The following is a 17,083-nucleotide window of genomic DNA, read 5'->3' on the forward strand; positions in this document are numbered from 1 at the left end:
GCCGGTCGCCCGCCCTCCACTGCGCCTCCCGTCGCCGACCCGGCTCCCCCCGACGCCCACCTCCGCGCACCCCGGCCCCACCACCAGTTCGCCAGCCGCCCCCACCCCCACGCCCCCGCACCCGGCGGCCCACCCCGTTAACCCCCGTTACACCCTCCCGTCCCCCTCACGCCCAACCCCTCCGGATAACCTCACCCCATGAGCAAGCCCCCCTCCTTCACCCCGCCCCCCGGCGCTCGCGCGTACCCCCTGCGGACCGCTCGTGGTGATTTCGCCGTCGTGGACTCGCCCGTGGGCGACGGTGTCGAGGCGAAGGGGCTCGCGCTTCTGCTGCCGGGGTTCACCGGGAGCAAGGAGGACTTCAACCCGTTGCACGAGGCGTTCGGGGCGCGCGGGTATCGGTCCGTGGCCGTGGACGGGCGGGGGCAGTACGAGTCGGACGGACCGGTCGAGGACGAATCCCCTTACGCCCAGGACGAGTTGGCGCGGGACGTGCTCGCGCTGGCCGAGGCCCTGGGCGCGCCGGTTCATCTGCTCGGGCATTCCTTCGGGGGCCAGGTGGCGCGCGCGGCCGTGCTGCTCGATCGCACGCCGTTCGTGTCGCTGACGCTGATGTCGTCGGGTCCCGCGCAGATCTCGCCGTCGCAGCAGGAGCGGGTGAAGCTGCTGCGGGACGCGCTCGCCGTGATGTCGATGGCCGAGGTGTGGGACGCGATCCAGGCGATGGAGGCACCGGAGGAGACCGAGACCGGCGGCGCGCTGGACGAGGGTCTCGACGACCGGGCCGATCTGCGCCGCCGCTGGCTGCGCACCAAGCCGGCTCAACTCCTCGCGGCGGGACGGCAGTTGTGCGGCGAGCCGGACCGGGTCGCCGAGCTGGCCGCGGTCCCCCTCCCCTTCCACGTCCTCTCGGGCTCCCGCGACGACACCTGGCCGGTGCCGCTCCTGGACGACATGGCCGTACGGCTGAAGGCGCGGCGGACGGTCATCGCGCGGGCCGAGCACTCGCCGAACACGGATCAGCCGGCCGAGACGGCCAAGGCGATCGCCGATTTCTGGGACACCGTAGGCCCGTAGGCCCGTAAGAGCCGCTAGTACTGCGTCCGCAGATGTTCCCAGAAGCCGTCCCGCAGGGCCCGGCGGAGGTCGGCCTGCCCGCGCAGGGAGTACTGGAGCAGCCCCTCCGCCTCGACCAGCAGGTCCTGGTCGACCGAGCCCGGCAGATACGGATGCCCGGGCAGCAGCTCGACCAGCGCCTCCCTCCCCCGCGCCGCGAGCCACTTCGCGGCGATCTGCGCGCCCACGAAGCGGACGTCGTCACGGGTGGGCCGGGTGGCGGCGGCCTCGTAGACGGCGGACGCGCGGCGGGAGACGTACGGCTTGAAGAAGTCGAGGTCGAAGGTGCGCTGGCTGTCGACCTCCCAGAGGAGCGGCTCCGCCTGGTTGCGGCCCTCGGGCGCCTCGATGCCCCACAAGTGGACGCGGGCGCCGTACCCTTGGGCCGCCTCGACCGCCGAGACGAGGTCCTCGTCGCCGCCGATAAGCGCCGCGTCGCTGATGGCGCGGTGCCGGGCGAGGGACTCCAGGTCGGAGCGGATGAGTGAATCGACGCCCTTCTGCTGGTTGTTGGCGTTGAGGTTGCCCAACCGCACCTTGACGTCCGGGAGTTCCGCGATGGACTGCTGCTCGGCGGTGTGGATGCGGCGGCGGGCGCCGTCGTACCAGTAGACGCGCAGCAGTCGGCTGTCCGCGAAGATCGTGCGGGCCTTGTCGATGAGTGCCTCGATCAGTCCCTCGGTGTCGACGTCGAACGAGCGCCGGTCCTCGGTCCCGGAGACGAGCCGGCCCGCGGCTGCATACAAATATCCCGCGTCGACGAAGATCGCATGCGTCGAGGGCGTCTTCGCCACTTCGGCGAGCATGCGGTGCAGCAGCTCGTTCGTGCGGTCGATGCGGGCGCTGAGGGCCGCGAGGTCGTCGTTCATCGCTTCCATTGTCCCGGCGGTCACGCTGCGAACACAACCGGTCCCGGTCAGTCTCGCGTCGATCTCTTACCGGTCAGTAGTTAGGCGTTCGAAAAATTTCCTTAGCGTAGGGAATGTTTGTAACACGCACCCCGTTGACTACATCAGTAACCAAGTAGTTCTCCTCAGGAGGATGACCAGACGAAGGGAGAAGCCATGCGCTTCGAAATCATGCGTCTCGACGAGGTCGACGGCACCACCGTGGACAGCACCGTCGTGGACGCCGCCTCCGTCAATCGGATCGTGCAACAGGCTGCCGCCATAGGACAGCGCCTGTGGATCCGCCCCGCCGAGACCAAGGCCTCGTGACACTCACGGCCGCGCACCACCGACGACGTACGACCGACGACGTGACGACCGACGACGTACCGCCCCACTGACGACGTACTGAATACGACACTCACCCGCGACCCCGACGCGGATCGCGACCACACTTCAGAACCCCCGTACGGCACTGTTGCCGTGCGGGGGTTCTGCGTTGCACCAGGCACCAGAGGCCAGGGCACCACGGGACTCAGCCCGCGCGGACCACCTGGGTGATCCCGTTGATGATCTGCTGCACGGCGATGGCGGAGAGCATCATCCCCGCGAGCCGCGTCACCAGCACCACGCCCCCGTCCTTGATGACCCGGATGATCAGCAGCGAGTACCGCATCACCAGCCACAGCACGACATGGATGGCGAGGATCGCCGTCCACACCGACACCTGCGTGGCCACACTGCCGGCCTTCTGCACGGCGAGGATGACGGACACGATCGCACCTGGCCCGGCGAGCAGCGGCATGCCCAGCGGTACGAGGGCGACGTTGACGTCCTTGGTCTGCTTGGGCTCGTCGGTCTTGCCGGTGAGCAGGTCGAGCGCGATCAGCAGAAGCAGCAGCCCGCCCGCGATCATCAGCGCGGGCACGGAGACATGCAGGTAGTCGAGGATCTGGTGCCCGAGCAGCCCGAAGACGGTGATCACACCACCCGCGACGCACACGGCCTGGAACGCCATCCGCTTCTGCACCTTGGACGGTCGTCCGGCGGTCAGCGCGAGGAAGATCGGGGTGATCCCAGGGGGATCCATGATGACAAAAAGGGTCAGGAAGAGAGAGCCGAAGACGGCGACGTCGAACATGGGTGAGCCACGAGCCTTGCAGAAGAGAGACGAGCGGGGAGGCAGGGATGTACGAGAGAGGGACCTACGAGAGAGATCCACGAGATAGGGATCTACGAGAGCGGTGCGGGCGTCAGGCTCCGCCGGCCCCCGGCACCGGGAAGGCCCCGGTCGCGCGCCGCGTGATCTCGCCGTAGACCTCGGGGTCGGTCGTGTACTCACCGAGCTGTACGGTCTTGCGGCTCCCGTGGTAGTCGCTGGACCCGGTGACGAGCAGCCCCAGTTCCTTGGCGAGCCCCCGCAGCCGTACCCGTGTCTCCGCGTCGTGGTCCATGTGCTCGACCTCGATCCCGTCGAGGCCGGCGGCGGCCATCTCGGCGATCGCGGCCTCGGGCACGGTGTGCCCCCGCTTGCTGGCACCCGGGTGGGCGAAGACGGTCACGCCCCCCGCGGCCTTCACCAGCCGGATCGCCTCGAAGGGATCGGTCTCGTGCTTGGCCACATGAGCGCGCCCCCCGTCGGCGAGCCAGTCAGGGGTGAACGCGTCGTCGACCGTGGGCACGACCCCCGACTCGACCAGCGCGGTGGCCACATGAGGCCGCCCGACGGACCCGTCCCCGGCGATCCGCGCCACCTGCTCCCAGGTGACCGGCACGCCCAGTTCCTGGAGCCGCGCCACCATGGCGCGGGCCCGGGGCACCCGGTCGTCCCGCACCAGCTCACGCTCGGCGAGCAGCGCGGGCTCCTCCGGATCGAACAGGTAGGCCAGCATGTGCATGGACACCCCGTCGATCCGACAGGACATCTCGGCCCCGGTCACGAGCGTGAGCCCGGAGGGCAGCGCGTCGATCGCCTCGCCGTACCCACGACTGGTGTCGTGGTCGGTCAGCGCGACAACGTCCAGTCCGGCGGCGGCGGCATTCCGCACCAGCTCACCGGGGGTGTCCGTACCGTCGGAGGCCGTGGAGTGGGTGTGCAGGTCAATACGCACGCGCAGGCTCCAGACGGCGACGACTCGACAAGGGACGAGTCAAGGGTAACGGCATCCCAAGGGCCCCTTCGAACACACTGAGCCCCGGCACCCTCCAAGGCGCGCGAGGAACCGCGCGACCAGCCACAGCGACCCCCCGGCCCCGCACCCGGACCACCCGCACCCTCACCCGCACCTGCCCAGGGACCGGACCGACCCGCTACGGCTCCAGCAGGCGCGGCGACAACGCCCCGCACGGCACGAGGTCAACCTCGGCCCCTGCGTCCCGCAGATCCGTCAGCACCAGCTCGTCGTACATCAACAGCCCCGACTGCTCAGGCCACACCACGGCCCACAGCCACAACCCCAACGCCTCCCCCGCGAACACGGCCCGATCGTCCGGCGCCGTGGCCACATGCCACAACGGCGTGGGCCGCCCCGCGGCGAGCAACTTCGCCTGGGGAGGCTTCTCGACGTTCATGTAGGGACCGGGGTCCGGCCCGTCGATCCCCGCGTACCGCGCCCCGAGCCCGACCCCCAGCTCCTCGGCGACAAGGATCAACTCCCCTATCCCGCCCAGTGGGCCCGGCCCGGAACAGGCCACCGCCGTGGCCCGGCCCCCACTGCGGTCGTCCCCCGCACAGGCCACACCGGTGAAGAGCCATCCGACCGGCAGCGGCCACGGCATCCACACCGGCACCTGCGTCCGGTGCACGACGACACTGAGCGCCTCGACGCTGGGCGGGATCACGGGCTGAAGCGGATGCACCGTCCCGTGGAGATCGCACTGCCAGGAATCGGCGAAGAGTCCGGGAGCCCTGACCCGGCCACCGCACTTCGGGCAACTGGGTTCGCCCCTCATAGGGCCCCACGGTCCTACCCTCACCCGCGCACGTCAAGGACGATCACCCGTCCGGCCGGGCCACTCACGGAACGAAACTAGATGTAGCTTGCATTCATTACCTTGCCTAACTTACTATGTGCATATACCAACTACTTGGGAGGAAGCATGGACGACCCCTTCGACAAGGGAGCCGACGCCGGCTCGGGCAGCATCCTGCGACAGCCCAAAGCGGTCTGGGCCACCGCGGGCGCCTCGGTCGTCGCCTTCATGGGCATCGGACTCGTCGACCCGATCCTGCCCTCGATCGCCAAGGGCCTGGACGCCACGGCCGGCCAGGTGTCCCTGCTCTTCACCTCGTACTTCCTGATCACCGCCATCGCGATGCTGGTGACCGGCTTCGTCTCCAGTCGCATCGGCGGCAAGAAGACCCTGCTGCTCGGCCTCGCCCTCGTCGTGGTCTTCGCCGGACTCGCCGGCACCTCCGGCTCGGTCGGCGAACTCGTCGGCTTCCGGGCGGGCTGGGGCCTCGGCAACGCGCTGTTCGTGTCGACCGCCCTCGCCGTGATCGTCGGCGCGGCGGCCGGCGGCAGCGCCGCGGCGATCCTGCTCTACGAGTCCGCCCTCGGCCTGGGCATGGCCTGCGGCCCGCTGCTCGGCGCCCTGCTGGGCAACCAGAGCTGGCGCTACCCCTTCTTCGGCACCGCGTTCCTGATGGCGATCGGCTTCCTGTGCATCACGGTGTTCCTGAAGGAGCAGCCCAAGCCCGCGCGGAAGACATCCCTGCTCGACCCGCTGAAGGCCCTCGGCCACGGCGGACTCGCCTCGGCGGCCGTGTCGTCGTTCTTCTACAACTACACGTTCTTCACCGTGCTGGCCTTCACCCCGTTCGTGCTGAACATGACCCCGTACAAGTCCGGTGCCGTGTTCTTCGCCTGGGGCGTCCTGCTCGCCGTCTTCTCGGTCTTCGTCGCCCCGCGTCTCCAGGCCCGCTTCGGCTCCCTGAAGGTGCTCGGCGGTTCGCTGGTCCTGCTCGCCGCCGACGTGCTCGTCCTCGGCTACGGCAGCCACACCACCGCCATCGTCTGCACCATCCTGTCCGGTGCGTTCATCGGCGTGAACAACACCGTCTACACCGAACTGGCCCTGGGCGTGTCGGACGCGCCGCGCCCGGTGGCGAGCGCGGGCTACAACTTCGTCCGCTGGTTCGCCGCCGCTGCCGCCCCGTTCTTCGCGCCGAAGATCGAGGGGTGGAGCAACATCCACATCCCGTTCGTGGTCGCGGCCGTCACCGCGGCGCTGGGCGCGCTGGTGGTCCTCGTACGACGGAACGCGCTCACCCACGAGGCCGAGGAGCTGGAGCCGCGGCACGCGATCGAGGACAGCGTGGCGGTGTTCGCCAACTAGCCGATTCCTGGCTGACGTTGGTGAGCTTGCTCACTCGGGTCTCAGTCCAGCGGGACGGACCTCCGGGAGGGATCCCGGAGGTCCGTCCCGTTCGTGAGCCAGCGTTCCTGGAGGGCCTGGGCGCCGTGGACGCGTTTCCAGGCGGCCTCGTTCGGGGTCATGGGGAGCAGCGGCAGGAAGCGCACCGGGTCGAGGGGCGCGTCGAGTTCCAGGTCCTCGACCAGGCCGCCCGGCTCGGCGACCAGCACCGAGGTGAACGGAGCGCCGGGCCACAGCGGTTCGCCCACGTCGAGCGAGGCGCCGGGGGCCACGACCACGCCCTCGACCTGCGGGGACGCGGCGAGCACGGCCAGCGGCCGGAGCACCTTGTCGGTGTCGGCGAGGCCGCCGCGGACGGAGAGGACCAGCTCGGCGCGCGGGCCGGCGACCGGGTCGGCGAGCATCGCCGTGGGGTCGCTCATGGGCTGGGCGGACATGCCGAGGGTGGCGTAGCGGACGACGGTCCCGTCCTGGCTGTCGTCCTGGAAACGCAGTACCTCCACGCGGTCCGTGCCCAGGAACGTGACGGCGGCGCGCGCGTCCGGTTCGCCCAGCGCGGTGCGCAACCGTGCCTCGACCAGAGCAAGAACATCAACCATGCGGCGAGCATAGAACTCGTCAGTACCGGGCAAAGCAGCGCCTTGACAGTTCAGTCGGCTGATAGTCTTGGCCGGTCGTTCGGGGCAGCACGCTGATAGATGTAACTCCCAGGCTCTGAAAGCACTGGGGAGTCGCGATCAAGTCCCGACGCCTTTGAGACTCCCCCACGGGGGACCGGCCGGAGGAGGTGGGGCTGCAATGGACCGAAGTCGGCCTGGCAGTACCACCCGCTCTTCCGGCCGCTGATGTCGTCGCTCTGGCTCTAGCCTCCCCAGACGGCTGCCGCCTCTCGCACTTCTTCACTGTCGCGGAAGAGCACTTCGTTTCCTTTTCCTGATCTGCCTGATCTGTCGGGTGTATCCGATCTGACCGATCTGATCTGACCGATCTGTCTGTTCCGAAGTCAGTGCCTGTATCAGTAGCGAAGCTCGCCACCGCGACGGAGCGGTGCTCCCCGCTTTGTGGACGTGCCAAACATCCGCACCTCAGGACGTCCCCATTCCGGGCAGTTCCAACCGTCGTTGGCGCCTTTCGTTGCTCGTCGCGAAGGAGCCCGCCATGTCGATGATCCGCGACCTGCGTGCCGTGGTCCGCCCGTCCCGTCCCTCCCTGCGCAAGGACGGCGGCGCGTACGACACGACCCGCGACCCCGGTACCCCCTCGGCCGTCGTCGACTGCGCCGTCTACCGCGACGGTGCCCGCGTCGACACCGGCAAGCCGCTCACCCCGCACGAGGCGATGCGCCTGGTCCGCCGGGACGGCGGCTTCGTGTGGATCGGCCTGCACGAGCCCACCGAGGCCGAATTCGCCGGTATCGCCGGGGAGTTCGGGCTCCACCCGCTCGCCGTCGAGGACGCCGTGCAGGCCCACCAGCGCCCCAAGCTGGAGCGCTACGACGACTCCCTGTTCACCGTCTTCAAGACCATCCACTACGTCGAGCACGACCAGCTCACCGCCAACAGCGAGGTCGTCGAGACCGGCGAGGTCATGTGCTTCACCGGGCGGGACTTCTTCATCACCGTCCGGCACGGCGGCCAGGGCTCCCTGCGGGCGCTGCGGCACCGGCTTCAGGACGACCCCGAGCTGCTCGCCCGCGGCCCCTCGGCGGTGCTGCACTCGATCGCCGACCACGTCGTCGACGGCTATGTCGCGGTCGCCGACGCGGTGCAGGACGACATCGACGAGGTCGAGACCGAGGTGTTCACCCCGGGCCGCAGGGGCGGGGTCTCGCGCGGTGTCGACTCGGCGCGGATCTACCAACTCAAGCGTGAGGTACTGGAGTTCAAGCGCGCGGTGTCGCCGCTGCTGCGGCCCATGCAGCTGCTGAGCGAGCGGCCGATGCGGCTGATCGACCCGGACATCCAGAAGTACTTCCGCGATGTCGCCGACCACCTCGCCCGCGTCCAGGAGCAGGTCATCGGCTTCGACGAGCTGCTGAACTCGATCCTCCAGGCCAACCTCGCGCAGGCGTCCGTCGCCCAGAACGAGGACATGCGGAAGATCACCGCGTGGGCCGCGATCATCGCCGTACCGACGATGGTGACGGGCGTCTACGGCATGAACTTCGAGCACATGCCGGAACTGCACGCGCGGTACGGGTATCCGACGGTGCTCGCCTTCACCGTGACGGTCTGTCTGGCGATCCACCGCACGCTGAAGCGCAACGGCTGGCTGTGAGCGGCTGGATAGGCTGACGCCCATGACTAGCAGCGAGCTGCTCGACCAGGCCCTCGTCGAGGAGGCCACGAAGAAGTCCGGCCTCGTCTGGGTCCACGGTCCCGGCGTCCCGGCCCGCGCCCTGTGGCACGTCTGGCACGAGGGCGCGGCCTGCCTGATCGGCGACGGGCCGGGCGAGCAGCCGCTGCCGGGACTGGTCGACGGCGGCCCCGCCGAGGTCACCGTCCGCAGCAAGGACAAGGGCGGCCGGCTGGTCTCCTGGACCGCGAAGGTCGTGGAGCTGGCGCCGGACTCCGAGGCCTGGACGGCGGCCGTCGCCGAGCTGAAGGGCAAGCGCCTGAACGCCCCCGACGGCGAGGCGATGACGGCCCGCTGGGCGCGTGAGTGCCGGGTGCTGCGCCTGGAGCCGACGGGAGCGACGGCCGGCCTGCCCGACGGCTCGCTGGCCGAAGCCCCGCTGCCGACCCCGGCGACGACCCGTCAGCCGGTCCCGGCCGGCCTGCCGCGCCTGCTCCTGAAGAAACGCAAACGCCGGTAACCGCCGCTAGGAAGACGGAAGTTGCTTGCCGTAGTCGACAGTGTCGTCGTCCTTCGGCTGTGTCACCGTGAAGCTCTTGCCCCAGTCCGAGAAGGTCAGCGTGCCCGCGCCGCCCGCGCGGACCAGGCGCAGCGGATACGGCTTGCCCTCCAGGGAGACGTCGAGGGTGCCGCCGGAGCCCTTGTCGCCGGTGATGCGGATCGTCCGGACACCGTTCTGCGCGTGGTGCCCGTCCCTGGCGAGTGAGCCGTGCAGGGTCAGCAAGCTGGAGAGGAGGACGTCCTTGTCCGTGAAACCACTGAACTTCTTGTACGAGGGGTCGCCCTGCGGCACCTTCACGTACTTGCCGTGGAGCGTGTCGCCGGCGCCCGAGTCCCCGTTGCTGTTCCAGAAGCCCGCGTCGGCCTTCAGGTACAGCTGCTCGCCGATCCGCAGCAGCCCGAAGGTCGACCCCTTCGAGGTGACCGAACCGCTGCCGCCGTCGGACTTCAGCCGCATGTCGAGCGTGTACGTCCGCCCGCTGGTGACGACCGTGCCCGACAGCCGTACGGCATCAGCGGCGCTCGCGGCCGTCACCGACTTCGACTGGATCTTGTCGGCGGCCAGCTTGCCGACCCCGTTGGTCCCCGCGTCCGGGTCCCCGCCGCCGCACCCCGCGAGGGCCACGACACACACCGCGGAGAGCAGCGCCGCACGACGGTTTCGGACCTGGGCGATAGCGGTCACAGGTGGGATGCCTTCCGTGCGGGGGTCGATGGCGTACGGCAGCGTACCGGGGCCGCGAGGCACCGGCGGAGCCAGTCCGTCCGGACCGCCCACCAGCGCGGATCACATGCGGACGGGCTAGCCTGAAGCCCATCCGAGCAGGCAATTCGGAACATCCGGAAGCAGTGGGTGCCCCGGCAATCACAGGAAAGAATGGAGGTGCGGCCATGGCATCGGGCGCTCCCCGAGTCTTCGTGTCGCACCTCGCCGGTGTCGCCGTCTTCGACCCGAACGGCGACCAGGTGGGCCGCGTCCGCGACCTCGTCGCCATGCTCCGCGTCGGCCGGCGCCCCCCGCGGCTGCTCGGCCTCGTCGTCGAACTCTCCACCCGGCGCCGCATCTTCCTCCCGATGACCCGCGTCACCGGCATCGAGTCGGGACAGGTCATCACCACCGGCGTGCTGAACGTCCGCCGCTTCGAGCAACGGCCCACCGAGCGGCTGGTGTTCGGCGAACTCCTGGACCGGCGCGTCACCCTCGTCGAGACCGGCGAGGAGGTCACCGTCCTCGACCTGTCCGTGCAGCACCTCCCGGCCCGCCGGGACTGGGAGATCGACCGCGTCTTCGTCCGCAAGGGCAGGACCGGCGGAGCCTTCAGAAGGGCCAAGGGAGAGACGCTGACCGTGGACTGGTCCAGCATCACCGGTTTCTCCCTCGAGGAGCAGGGACAGGGCGCGGAGAGCCTCCTGGCCACCTTCGAGCAGCTGCGCCCCGCCGACCTCGCCAACGTCCTGCACCACCTCTCCCCCAAGCGCCGGGCCGAGGTCGCCGCCGCCCTCGACGACGACCGCCTCGCCGACGTCCTCGAAGAGCTCCCCGAGGACGACCAGATCGAGATCCTCGGCAAGTTGAAGGAGGAGCGCGCGGCCGACGTCCTGGAGGCCATGGACCCGGACGACGCGGCCGACCTCCTCTCCGAACTCCCCGAGGACGACAAGGAACGCCTCCTCAACCTGATGCAGCCCTCCGAGGCGGCCGACGTCCGCCGCCTGATGTCGTACGAGGAGCACACGGCGGGCGGCCTGATGACGACCGAGCCGATCGTCCTACGGCCCGACGCGACCGTCGCCGACGCGCTCGCCCGCGTCCGCAGCGCCGACCTCTCCCCGGCCCTCGCCGCCCAGGTCTACGTGTGCCGCCCGCCGGACGACACCCCGACCGGCAAGTACCTCGGCACGGTCCACTTCCAGCGGCTGCTGCGCGACCCGCCGTACACCCTGGTCAGCGCGATCATCGACGACGACCTTCAGCCGCTCGACCCGGACGCGACGCTACAGCTGATCGCCGGGTTCTTCGCGACGTACGACATGGTCGCGGCGCCCGTGGTCGACGAGACCGGGTCGCTGCTCGGGGCGGTGACCGTGGACGACGTGCTGGACCACATGCTGCCGCAGGACTGGCGGGAGACCGAGTTCCACCTCGACGAGCGCGGGAACGAGACAGAGGCGGAGGGGGTGGCGGCTCATGACTCCTGAGCGCGAGTCCACGCGTGAACGGACACCGGCGGGCGCGACCGCCACCACCCGGCCCCGGGCCCGGCTCGACCAGCCGCGCCCGCCCCGGCGCCGGTTCCTGCCCGAGTACGACCCGGAGGCGTTCGGGCGGCTGTCGGAGCGGATCGCGCGGTTCCTGGGCACCGGGCGGTTCATCGTCTGGATGACGGTCGTCATCATCGTCTGGGTGCTGTGGAACATCTTCGCGCCCCGCGATGTCCGCTTCGACAACTACCCGTTCATCTTCCTCACGCTGATGCTGTCGCTCCAGGCCTCCTACGCGGCCCCGCTGATCCTGCTCGCGCAGAACCGGCAGGACGACCGCGACCGGGTCAACCTCGAACAGGACCGCAAGCAGAACGAGCGGTCGATCGCCGACACCGAGTACCTGACCCGCGAGATCGCCGCCCTGCGCATCGGTCTGGGCGAGGTCGCGACCCGCGACTGGATCCGCTCCGAACTCCAGGACCTGGTGAAAGAGCTGGAGGAACGGGAGGACGGCCACCACAAACACGTCGTATTCCCGGCGGAACGGTCGCACGGACGTGACGTAGACGACCGGTGACGGGCTTACCTGGGGCCCCGCGCGGCGCCGTACCATCGACCCTATGGCTACGGAAGACGCGGTGCGCGAAGCGCTGTCGACGGTGAACGACCCCGAGATCAACCGACCCATCACCGAGCTGGGGATGGTCAAGTCGGTGGAGATCGGTGCGGACGGAGCGGTCGCGGTCACCGTGTACCTGACGGTCTCCGGCTGCCCCATGCGCGAGACCATCACGCAGCGCGTGACGGACGCGGTCCTGGGCGTGGAGGGCGTCACCGGTGTCGAGGTGACCCTCGACGTGATGAGCGACGAACAGCGCAAGGAACTCGCGACCGCCCTGCGCGGTGGCCAGACCGAGCGCGAGGTCCCCTTCGCCAAGCCCGGCTCCCTCACCCGCGTCTACGCGGTCGCCTCCGGCAAGGGCGGCGTCGGCAAGTCCTCGGTGACGGTGAACCTCGCCGCCGCGATGGCCGCGGACGGCCTGAAGGTCGGTGTCGTCGACGCCGACATCTACGGCCACAGCGTCCCGCGCATGCTCGGCGCCGACGGCCGTCCCACCCAGGTCGAGAACATGATCATGCCGCCGTCGGCGAACGGCGTGAAGGTCATCTCCATCGGCATGTTCACGCCGGGCAACGCACCGGTGGTGTGGCGCGGCCCGATGCTGCACCGCGCGCTCCAGCAGTTCCTGGCGGACGTGTACTGGGGCGATCTGGACGTCCTGCTGCTCGACCTCCCGCCGGGCACCGGCGACATCGCGATCTCCGTCGCCCAGCTCGTCCCGAACGCCGAGATCCTCGTCGTGACGACCCCTCAGCAGGCGGCGGCCGAGGTCGCCGAGCGCGCGGGCTCCATCGCCGTACAGACCCACCAGAAGATCGTCGGCGTCGTCGAGAACATGGCGGGCCTGCCGTGCCCGCACTGCGGCGAGATGGTCGACGTCTTCGGCACGGGCGGCGGCCAGTCCGTCGCGGACGGCCTGACCCGTACGACCGGCGCCTCGGTCCCGGTCCTCGGCTCCATCCCGATCGACGTCCGCCTCCGCGAGGGCGGCGACGACGGCAAGCCGGTCGTCCTGACCGACCCGGAATCCCCGGCGGGCGCGGCCCTGCGCGCGATCGCGGGCAAGCTGGGCGGCCGCCAGCGCGGCCTCTCGGGCATGTCACTGGGGATCACCCCGAGGAACAAGTTCTAGGGATCTTCCGACGAGGTCTCGCGGAGACTGCCTCACGAGGTCCCGCGAAGACGCCTTCACGACGATGGGGGCGCCGTCCCACCGGACGGCGCCCCCATCGTCGTAGCCGCTACTCCGCGGCGTAGGTCGCGATGTCCTTGATCATGGCGAAGCCGAGCCCGTACGCGCTCATGCCCCGGCCGTACGCCCCCACGTGCACGCCCTCCTGGGTCGACCCGGCAAGGACCCAGCCGAACTCGGACTCCCGGTAGTGGAACGGCGTCGGCACGCCGTCCACCGGCAGGGACAGGGTCGACCAGTCGTCGCCCGCGAGGTCGTCGGCCAGGACCCAGGCCGTCTCCGTCTGCTGCTCCAGCCAGTCGTCGCGCAGGGTGTGGTCCATCTGGCCCGGCCAGGTGAACGACAGCAGCCCCACCCCGGCGAGCCAGGCCGCCGAGGAGACCGAGGTGGCCTCCAGCAGACCCGTGCCGTCGGCGGTGCGCCGGGCGGGGTTGCCCGCGACGGTGACGACCACCGCGAACTTCTCCTTGTCCTCCGTGCCTTCGTTGCGTACGGAGGGCTCCTCACCGTGCCCGATCGAACCGTGCTCCACGGCTCCGTCCGCCGCCATGCCCACCTGCATCAGCCAGCGCGGCCCGGTGAAGGCCTCGTCGAGGCCGTACCAGGGGAAGGGCGCCAGCAGGTAGCCGTCGACCGTGCGCCGGGCGGAGGGGACCTGCTGTCCGCCCTCCGCGGCCGGCGCCTGCGCGCCTACCCGACTCGTCGTCTCCATGCTCCGGACGCCTCCTCGCTCTCGTCGGACCGGGGCGGCCCGCCCCCCGTCGGGCGACTCGCCCGGTCCGCACAACAACTCGGCAGCATAGCCACCTCATGCGGGGCAGCCCGGAAAGCGCCCGGCGCGTGAGGCGCACGGGGGCCTTGTTCGGGCCGTACGGAGGCCGTTTGGGGGCGTCAGAGGGGGTGGGGACGTATGAAACGCGTCACGTACGACGCGGTGGACCGACGGTGCCCACGACTCTCAGGTGGCGGACGCGCCTACGACTCTCAGGTGGCGTCGGCGTCGAAGGGCGGGCGCTCGTCCTTCTCCGGGCCCTCGGGCTTCTTGGTCATGTCGAGGCGACCGCCGCCGGAGGACGAGGACGGTGAGGAGGAGGGGGTGTCCGCGCTCTGCACGGCCTCCGTGACCTCGGCCATCTCCTTCTTCAGGTCGAAGCCGTTGCGGATCTCCTTGAGCCCCAGTTCGTCGTTGTCCAGCTGCTTGCGCAGGAACGTCTTGGGGTTGAGGTCCTCGAAGTCGAAGTCCTTGAACTCCGGGCCCAGCTCCTCGCGGATGTCCGCCTTGGCGCTCTCCGAGAACTCTCGGATCTTCCGGATCGTCCGCATGACGTCCTGGATGACCTTCGGGAGCTTGTCCGGACCGAAGACGAGCACGGCGAGCACAATGATCGTCACCAGCTCGAGCGGTCCTATGTCATTGAACACCTGAAGCTCCTTGCGATGTCCTCGGTCCTCGGCCCTCGGTGGTCTGTGCGGGTCTTCCGTGGTCCGGGCCGGGTCCACGGTACCCGGCGATCCCACCCGACCGGTACTGTCCCGTGGGCTACGAGTGGATGTACGGGACCGGTTTTCCGGGTTGTTTGCCTAGTGGGACCCGGCGCGGGGCTCCCACCTGTGACGTTTCTGTCAATCACCCGTCGCGGAGCCGAGCGCGAGCGACACGGTCATGTCCTTGCCGCCCCGGCGCAGCGTCAGCCGCAGGTGGTCGCCGGGCCGGTGCGCACGCGTCCTGACGACGAGCTCGTCACCGGAGTGCACCGGCACACCGTCGACCTGGGTGATGACGTCCCCCGCCCTGAGCCCGGCCGCGGCCCCGGGGCCGGTGCCCTGCTTGGCGACCCGGGCTCCGTCGCCGGCGTAGTCCAGGTCGAGGGTGACACCGATGACGGGATGGGTCGCCTTCCCGTCATTGATCAGCTCCTCGGCGACACGCTTGGCCTGATTGACGGGAATGGCGAACCCGAGCCCGACCGACCCGCTCTGGGAACTACCGTCCCCACCCCCGTCACCGTTCCCGTCCTGCTCGTCGGCGGTCCGGATGGCCGAGTTGACCCCGACCAGCAGCCCCCGCGCGTCGAGCAACGGTCCACCGGAGTTCCCTGGATTGATCGGCGCGTCGGTCTGGAGAGCGTCGACGTACGACACGTCACTCCCGTCCGACGCGTCGCCGCCGGTCGTGATGGGCCGTTCCCTGGCGCTGACGATCCCGGCGGTCACGGTGTTGTCGAGCCCGAACGGCGCCCCGATCGCGACGACGGGGTCACCGACCCGCACGTTGTCGGAATTCCCGAGCGGCATCGGCCGGAGCCCTCGCACCCCGTGCACCCGCACGACGGCGAGGTCGTACCCGACGTCCCGCCCGACCACGTCGCCCTTGACGGTCTGCCCCCCGCTGAACCGAACGGATATCGCCCCGCCACCGCCACCGGGCCGCACGACATGGTTGTTGGTGAGGATGTCCCCCCGATCGTCCAACACGATCCCGGTCCCGGTCCCCGACTCCTCGTCCCCGGCCACCCGCAAGGTCACCACACTGGGCAACGCCCGAGCCGCGATCCCGGCGACGGTGTCGCCGGCGCGACCGGTGTCCTCCTTCGCGGCTTGCGGCAACACGATGTCCCCGCCGGGACCGCCCCGCTCGATATAGGCCCCTATGACCCCACCGACACCTCCGGCGAGGAGGACGAGGACCAGGGCGGAGGTGAGGAGGGTGCGGGGGCGGGGGCGGTTGGAGCTGGAGGTCGAAGCACCGGTTTGGTGGAGGGGGGCGGGGGTTCGGGGTGCCCAGGGGTCGTAGCGGTGCCAGGGGTTGAGGGGGGTGGGGGCGGGGGTGGGGGTGGGTGCAGGGTTTGGGTCGGGTGCCGGGTGCGGGTCCGGAGTGGGGTGCGGGTGCGGGTCGGGTGCCGGGTGCGGGTTCCCGACGGAGGTGGGTGCCGGGTCCGGGCTCACGAGGGGGGTGTCGGGGAGACCCGGTGAAGTGAGGGCAGCCGACGCCGAGTTGCCGGACGGGTGCGGAGCAATGGGTACAGCGGGCGTGACGAGGGGTGTGGAGGCGTCGGGGGCCGAGGCGTCAGCGCGAGGCACGGGTGCGGGTGCCGGGGGTGCAGCGCTGCTGGGAGACGCGGTATCGGTGGGGCGTGATGCGGCGGCAGTGAATGACGCCGGGGGCGGGACGAAGGGCGCGGAGTCAGTGTCGGCGCCAGGTGAAGCAGGGGTGCCGGAAGGCACGGGCGCGCTGCCCGGGACCGGCGGGACGTGAGTGCCTGGAACTGCTGTACGGGCCTCTGTGACCGCGCGGGACGCAGAGGTACCCCCCGGGTGCTGAACAGGCGGCGCGGGCGCCCAGGGGCCCGGGGCACCGTACGGCGGGGTGCTGTAGGGGTCGGGGTCATGGAGAGGCTGGGGTCGACCGGCAACCGGAAGGCTCACGCCGGGGGGCGACGGGGGTTCCGGCGCGGGAGATTCCGCTCCAGCACCAGCACCAGCACCCGCACCCGCACCCGCACCCGTGACTACGACGTCGGCGGCGACCGGAGCGACCGACACAGGGTGAGCCAGCTCGGAGACACCGTTGCCGTCTACGACCTCGCCCCCGCCCGGAGCGACCAACCCGGGTCGCCCCAACTCGAAGTCACCCCCGCCAGAGGGCACTTCACCGCTCAGCCCCTCACCAGGCACCCGCACCTCGAAGTCCCCGTCTGTCGGCTGGGCAGGTCCCAAGGACCCGGCCTCATCGCCACCGGCATTCCCACCGGCACTGCCACCCGCGCCCTCGACCTCAGCCGCGCCCGGCGTCGCATTCACCGGCGCCGCCCCCCGCGCCCACTTTTC

General features: G+C 70.3%; 17 protein-coding genes. 8 read left to right on the top strand and 9 right to left on the bottom strand.

Features of this window, described 5'->3' with window-relative positions; translation table 11 throughout:
- The first annotated feature begins 198 nt into the window (after positions 1-198).
- Positions 199-1,077, top strand: coding sequence for an alpha/beta fold hydrolase (locus ACIRB1_RS28600; protein ID WP_403467475.1), 879 nt, complete (start codon positions 199-201; stop codon positions 1,075-1,077).
- 14 nt (positions 1,078-1,091) lie between these two features.
- On the opposite strand, the gene ACIRB1_RS28605 is transcribed toward ACIRB1_RS28600, so the two are convergent.
- Entirely contained in the window at positions 1,092-1,985 is an 894-nt protein-coding gene (locus ACIRB1_RS28605; RefSeq protein ID WP_352180743.1) for an NYN domain-containing protein, read from the bottom strand.
- 195 nt (positions 1,986-2,180) lie between these two features.
- Between ACIRB1_RS28605 and ACIRB1_RS28610 the strand changes: the two genes are divergently transcribed.
- Positions 2,181-2,333, top strand: a complete 153-nt coding sequence (locus ACIRB1_RS28610; protein WP_019058373.1) for a hypothetical protein — start codon at positions 2,181-2,183, stop codon at positions 2,331-2,333.
- A gap of 205 nt (positions 2,334-2,538) precedes the next feature.
- Here ACIRB1_RS28610 and ACIRB1_RS28615 read toward each other — a convergent pair whose 3' ends face one another.
- From ACIRB1_RS28615 to ACIRB1_RS28625, 3 genes are all read right to left on the bottom strand, one after another.
- A complete protein-coding gene (locus tag ACIRB1_RS28615; protein ID WP_352180744.1) occupies positions 2,539-3,144 on the bottom strand; it encodes a MarC family protein in 606 nt (201 codons plus the stop codon).
- Between the two features lie 112 nt (positions 3,145-3,256).
- The gene (locus ACIRB1_RS28620) at positions 3,257-4,114 is read right to left on the bottom strand and encodes a PHP domain-containing protein (RefSeq protein ID WP_352180745.1); all 858 of its coding nucleotides are present in this window, start codon (positions 4,112-4,114) and stop codon (positions 3,257-3,259) included.
- 199 nt (positions 4,115-4,313) lie between these two features.
- The gene (locus ACIRB1_RS28625) at positions 4,314-4,955 is read right to left on the bottom strand and encodes a DUF6758 family protein (RefSeq protein ID WP_352180746.1); all 642 of its coding nucleotides are present in this window, start codon (positions 4,953-4,955) and stop codon (positions 4,314-4,316) included.
- Between the two features lie 147 nt (positions 4,956-5,102).
- Here ACIRB1_RS28625 and ACIRB1_RS28630 point away from each other — a divergent pair, with 147 nt between their 5' ends.
- Positions 5,103-6,341, top strand: coding sequence for an MFS transporter (locus ACIRB1_RS28630; protein ID WP_352180747.1), 1,239 nt, complete (start codon positions 5,103-5,105; stop codon positions 6,339-6,341).
- Between the two features lie 41 nt (positions 6,342-6,382).
- Here ACIRB1_RS28630 and ACIRB1_RS28635 read toward each other — a convergent pair whose 3' ends face one another.
- The gene (locus tag ACIRB1_RS28635; protein WP_328932658.1) at positions 6,383-6,979 is read right to left on the bottom strand and encodes a suppressor of fused domain protein; all 597 of its coding nucleotides are present in this window, start codon (positions 6,977-6,979) and stop codon (positions 6,383-6,385) included.
- 559 nt (positions 6,980-7,538) lie between these two features.
- Here ACIRB1_RS28635 and ACIRB1_RS28640 point away from each other — a divergent pair.
- Together ACIRB1_RS28640 and ACIRB1_RS28645 are read left to right on the top strand one after the other, a co-directional pair.
- On the top strand, positions 7,539-8,657 hold the full coding sequence (locus ACIRB1_RS28640) for a magnesium and cobalt transport protein CorA (RefSeq protein WP_352180749.1): 1,119 nt from the start codon (positions 7,539-7,541) through the stop codon (positions 8,655-8,657).
- A gap of 22 nt (positions 8,658-8,679) precedes the next feature.
- A complete protein-coding gene (locus ACIRB1_RS28645) occupies positions 8,680-9,195 on the top strand; it encodes a hypothetical protein (RefSeq protein WP_352180750.1) in 516 nt (171 codons plus the stop codon).
- 6 nt (positions 9,196-9,201) lie between these two features.
- Here ACIRB1_RS28645 and ACIRB1_RS28650 read toward each other — a convergent pair whose 3' ends face one another.
- Positions 9,202-9,921 carry a hypothetical protein gene (locus ACIRB1_RS28650; protein WP_403467476.1) on the bottom strand — a complete coding sequence of 240 codons (720 nt, stop codon included), beginning with the start codon at positions 9,919-9,921 and terminating at the stop codon, positions 9,202-9,204.
- A 206-nt stretch (positions 9,922-10,127) separates the two neighbouring features.
- On the opposite strand from ACIRB1_RS28650, the gene ACIRB1_RS28655 reads away from it, so the two are divergent.
- The 3 genes from ACIRB1_RS28655 to ACIRB1_RS28665 are packed head-to-tail and all read left to right on the top strand — an operon-like array spanning position 10,128 to position 13,195.
- Entirely contained in the window at positions 10,128-11,435 is a 1,308-nt protein-coding gene (locus ACIRB1_RS28655; RefSeq protein ID WP_403467477.1) for a magnesium transporter MgtE N-terminal domain-containing protein, read from the top strand.
- Positions 11,425-12,018, top strand: coding sequence for a DUF1003 domain-containing protein (locus ACIRB1_RS28660; protein WP_352180753.1), 594 nt, complete (start codon positions 11,425-11,427; stop codon positions 12,016-12,018). Before ACIRB1_RS28655 ends, ACIRB1_RS28660 begins: the two co-directional genes overlap by 11 nt.
- 43 nt (positions 12,019-12,061) lie before the next feature.
- On the top strand, positions 12,062-13,195 hold the full coding sequence (locus ACIRB1_RS28665; protein WP_403467478.1) for an Mrp/NBP35 family ATP-binding protein: 1,134 nt from the start codon (positions 12,062-12,064) through the stop codon (positions 13,193-13,195).
- 109 nt (positions 13,196-13,304) lie between these two features.
- On the opposite strand, the gene ACIRB1_RS28670 is transcribed toward ACIRB1_RS28665, so the two are convergent.
- The 3 genes from ACIRB1_RS28670 to ACIRB1_RS28680 all read right to left on the bottom strand — a co-directional run bounded on the left by ACIRB1_RS28670 (position 13,305) and on the right by ACIRB1_RS28680 (position 16,681).
- Entirely contained in the window at positions 13,305-13,967 is a 663-nt protein-coding gene (locus ACIRB1_RS28670) for a hypothetical protein (protein ID WP_352180755.1), read from the bottom strand.
- Positions 13,968-14,239: 272 nt separating this feature from the next.
- The gene (locus ACIRB1_RS28675; RefSeq protein WP_352180756.1) at positions 14,240-14,677 is read right to left on the bottom strand and encodes a sec-independent translocase; all 438 of its coding nucleotides are present in this window, start codon (positions 14,675-14,677) and stop codon (positions 14,240-14,242) included.
- A gap of 201 nt (positions 14,678-14,878) precedes the next feature.
- Entirely contained in the window at positions 14,879-16,681 is a 1,803-nt protein-coding gene (locus ACIRB1_RS28680) for a trypsin-like peptidase domain-containing protein (protein ID WP_403467479.1), read from the bottom strand.
- Positions 16,682-17,083 lie beyond the last annotated feature (402 nt).

Origin of the sequence: Streptomyces sp. NPDC096013, from assembly GCF_044763565.1 — a bacterium.
Classification (GTDB): domain Bacteria; phylum Actinomycetota; class Actinomycetes; order Streptomycetales; family Streptomycetaceae; genus Streptomyces.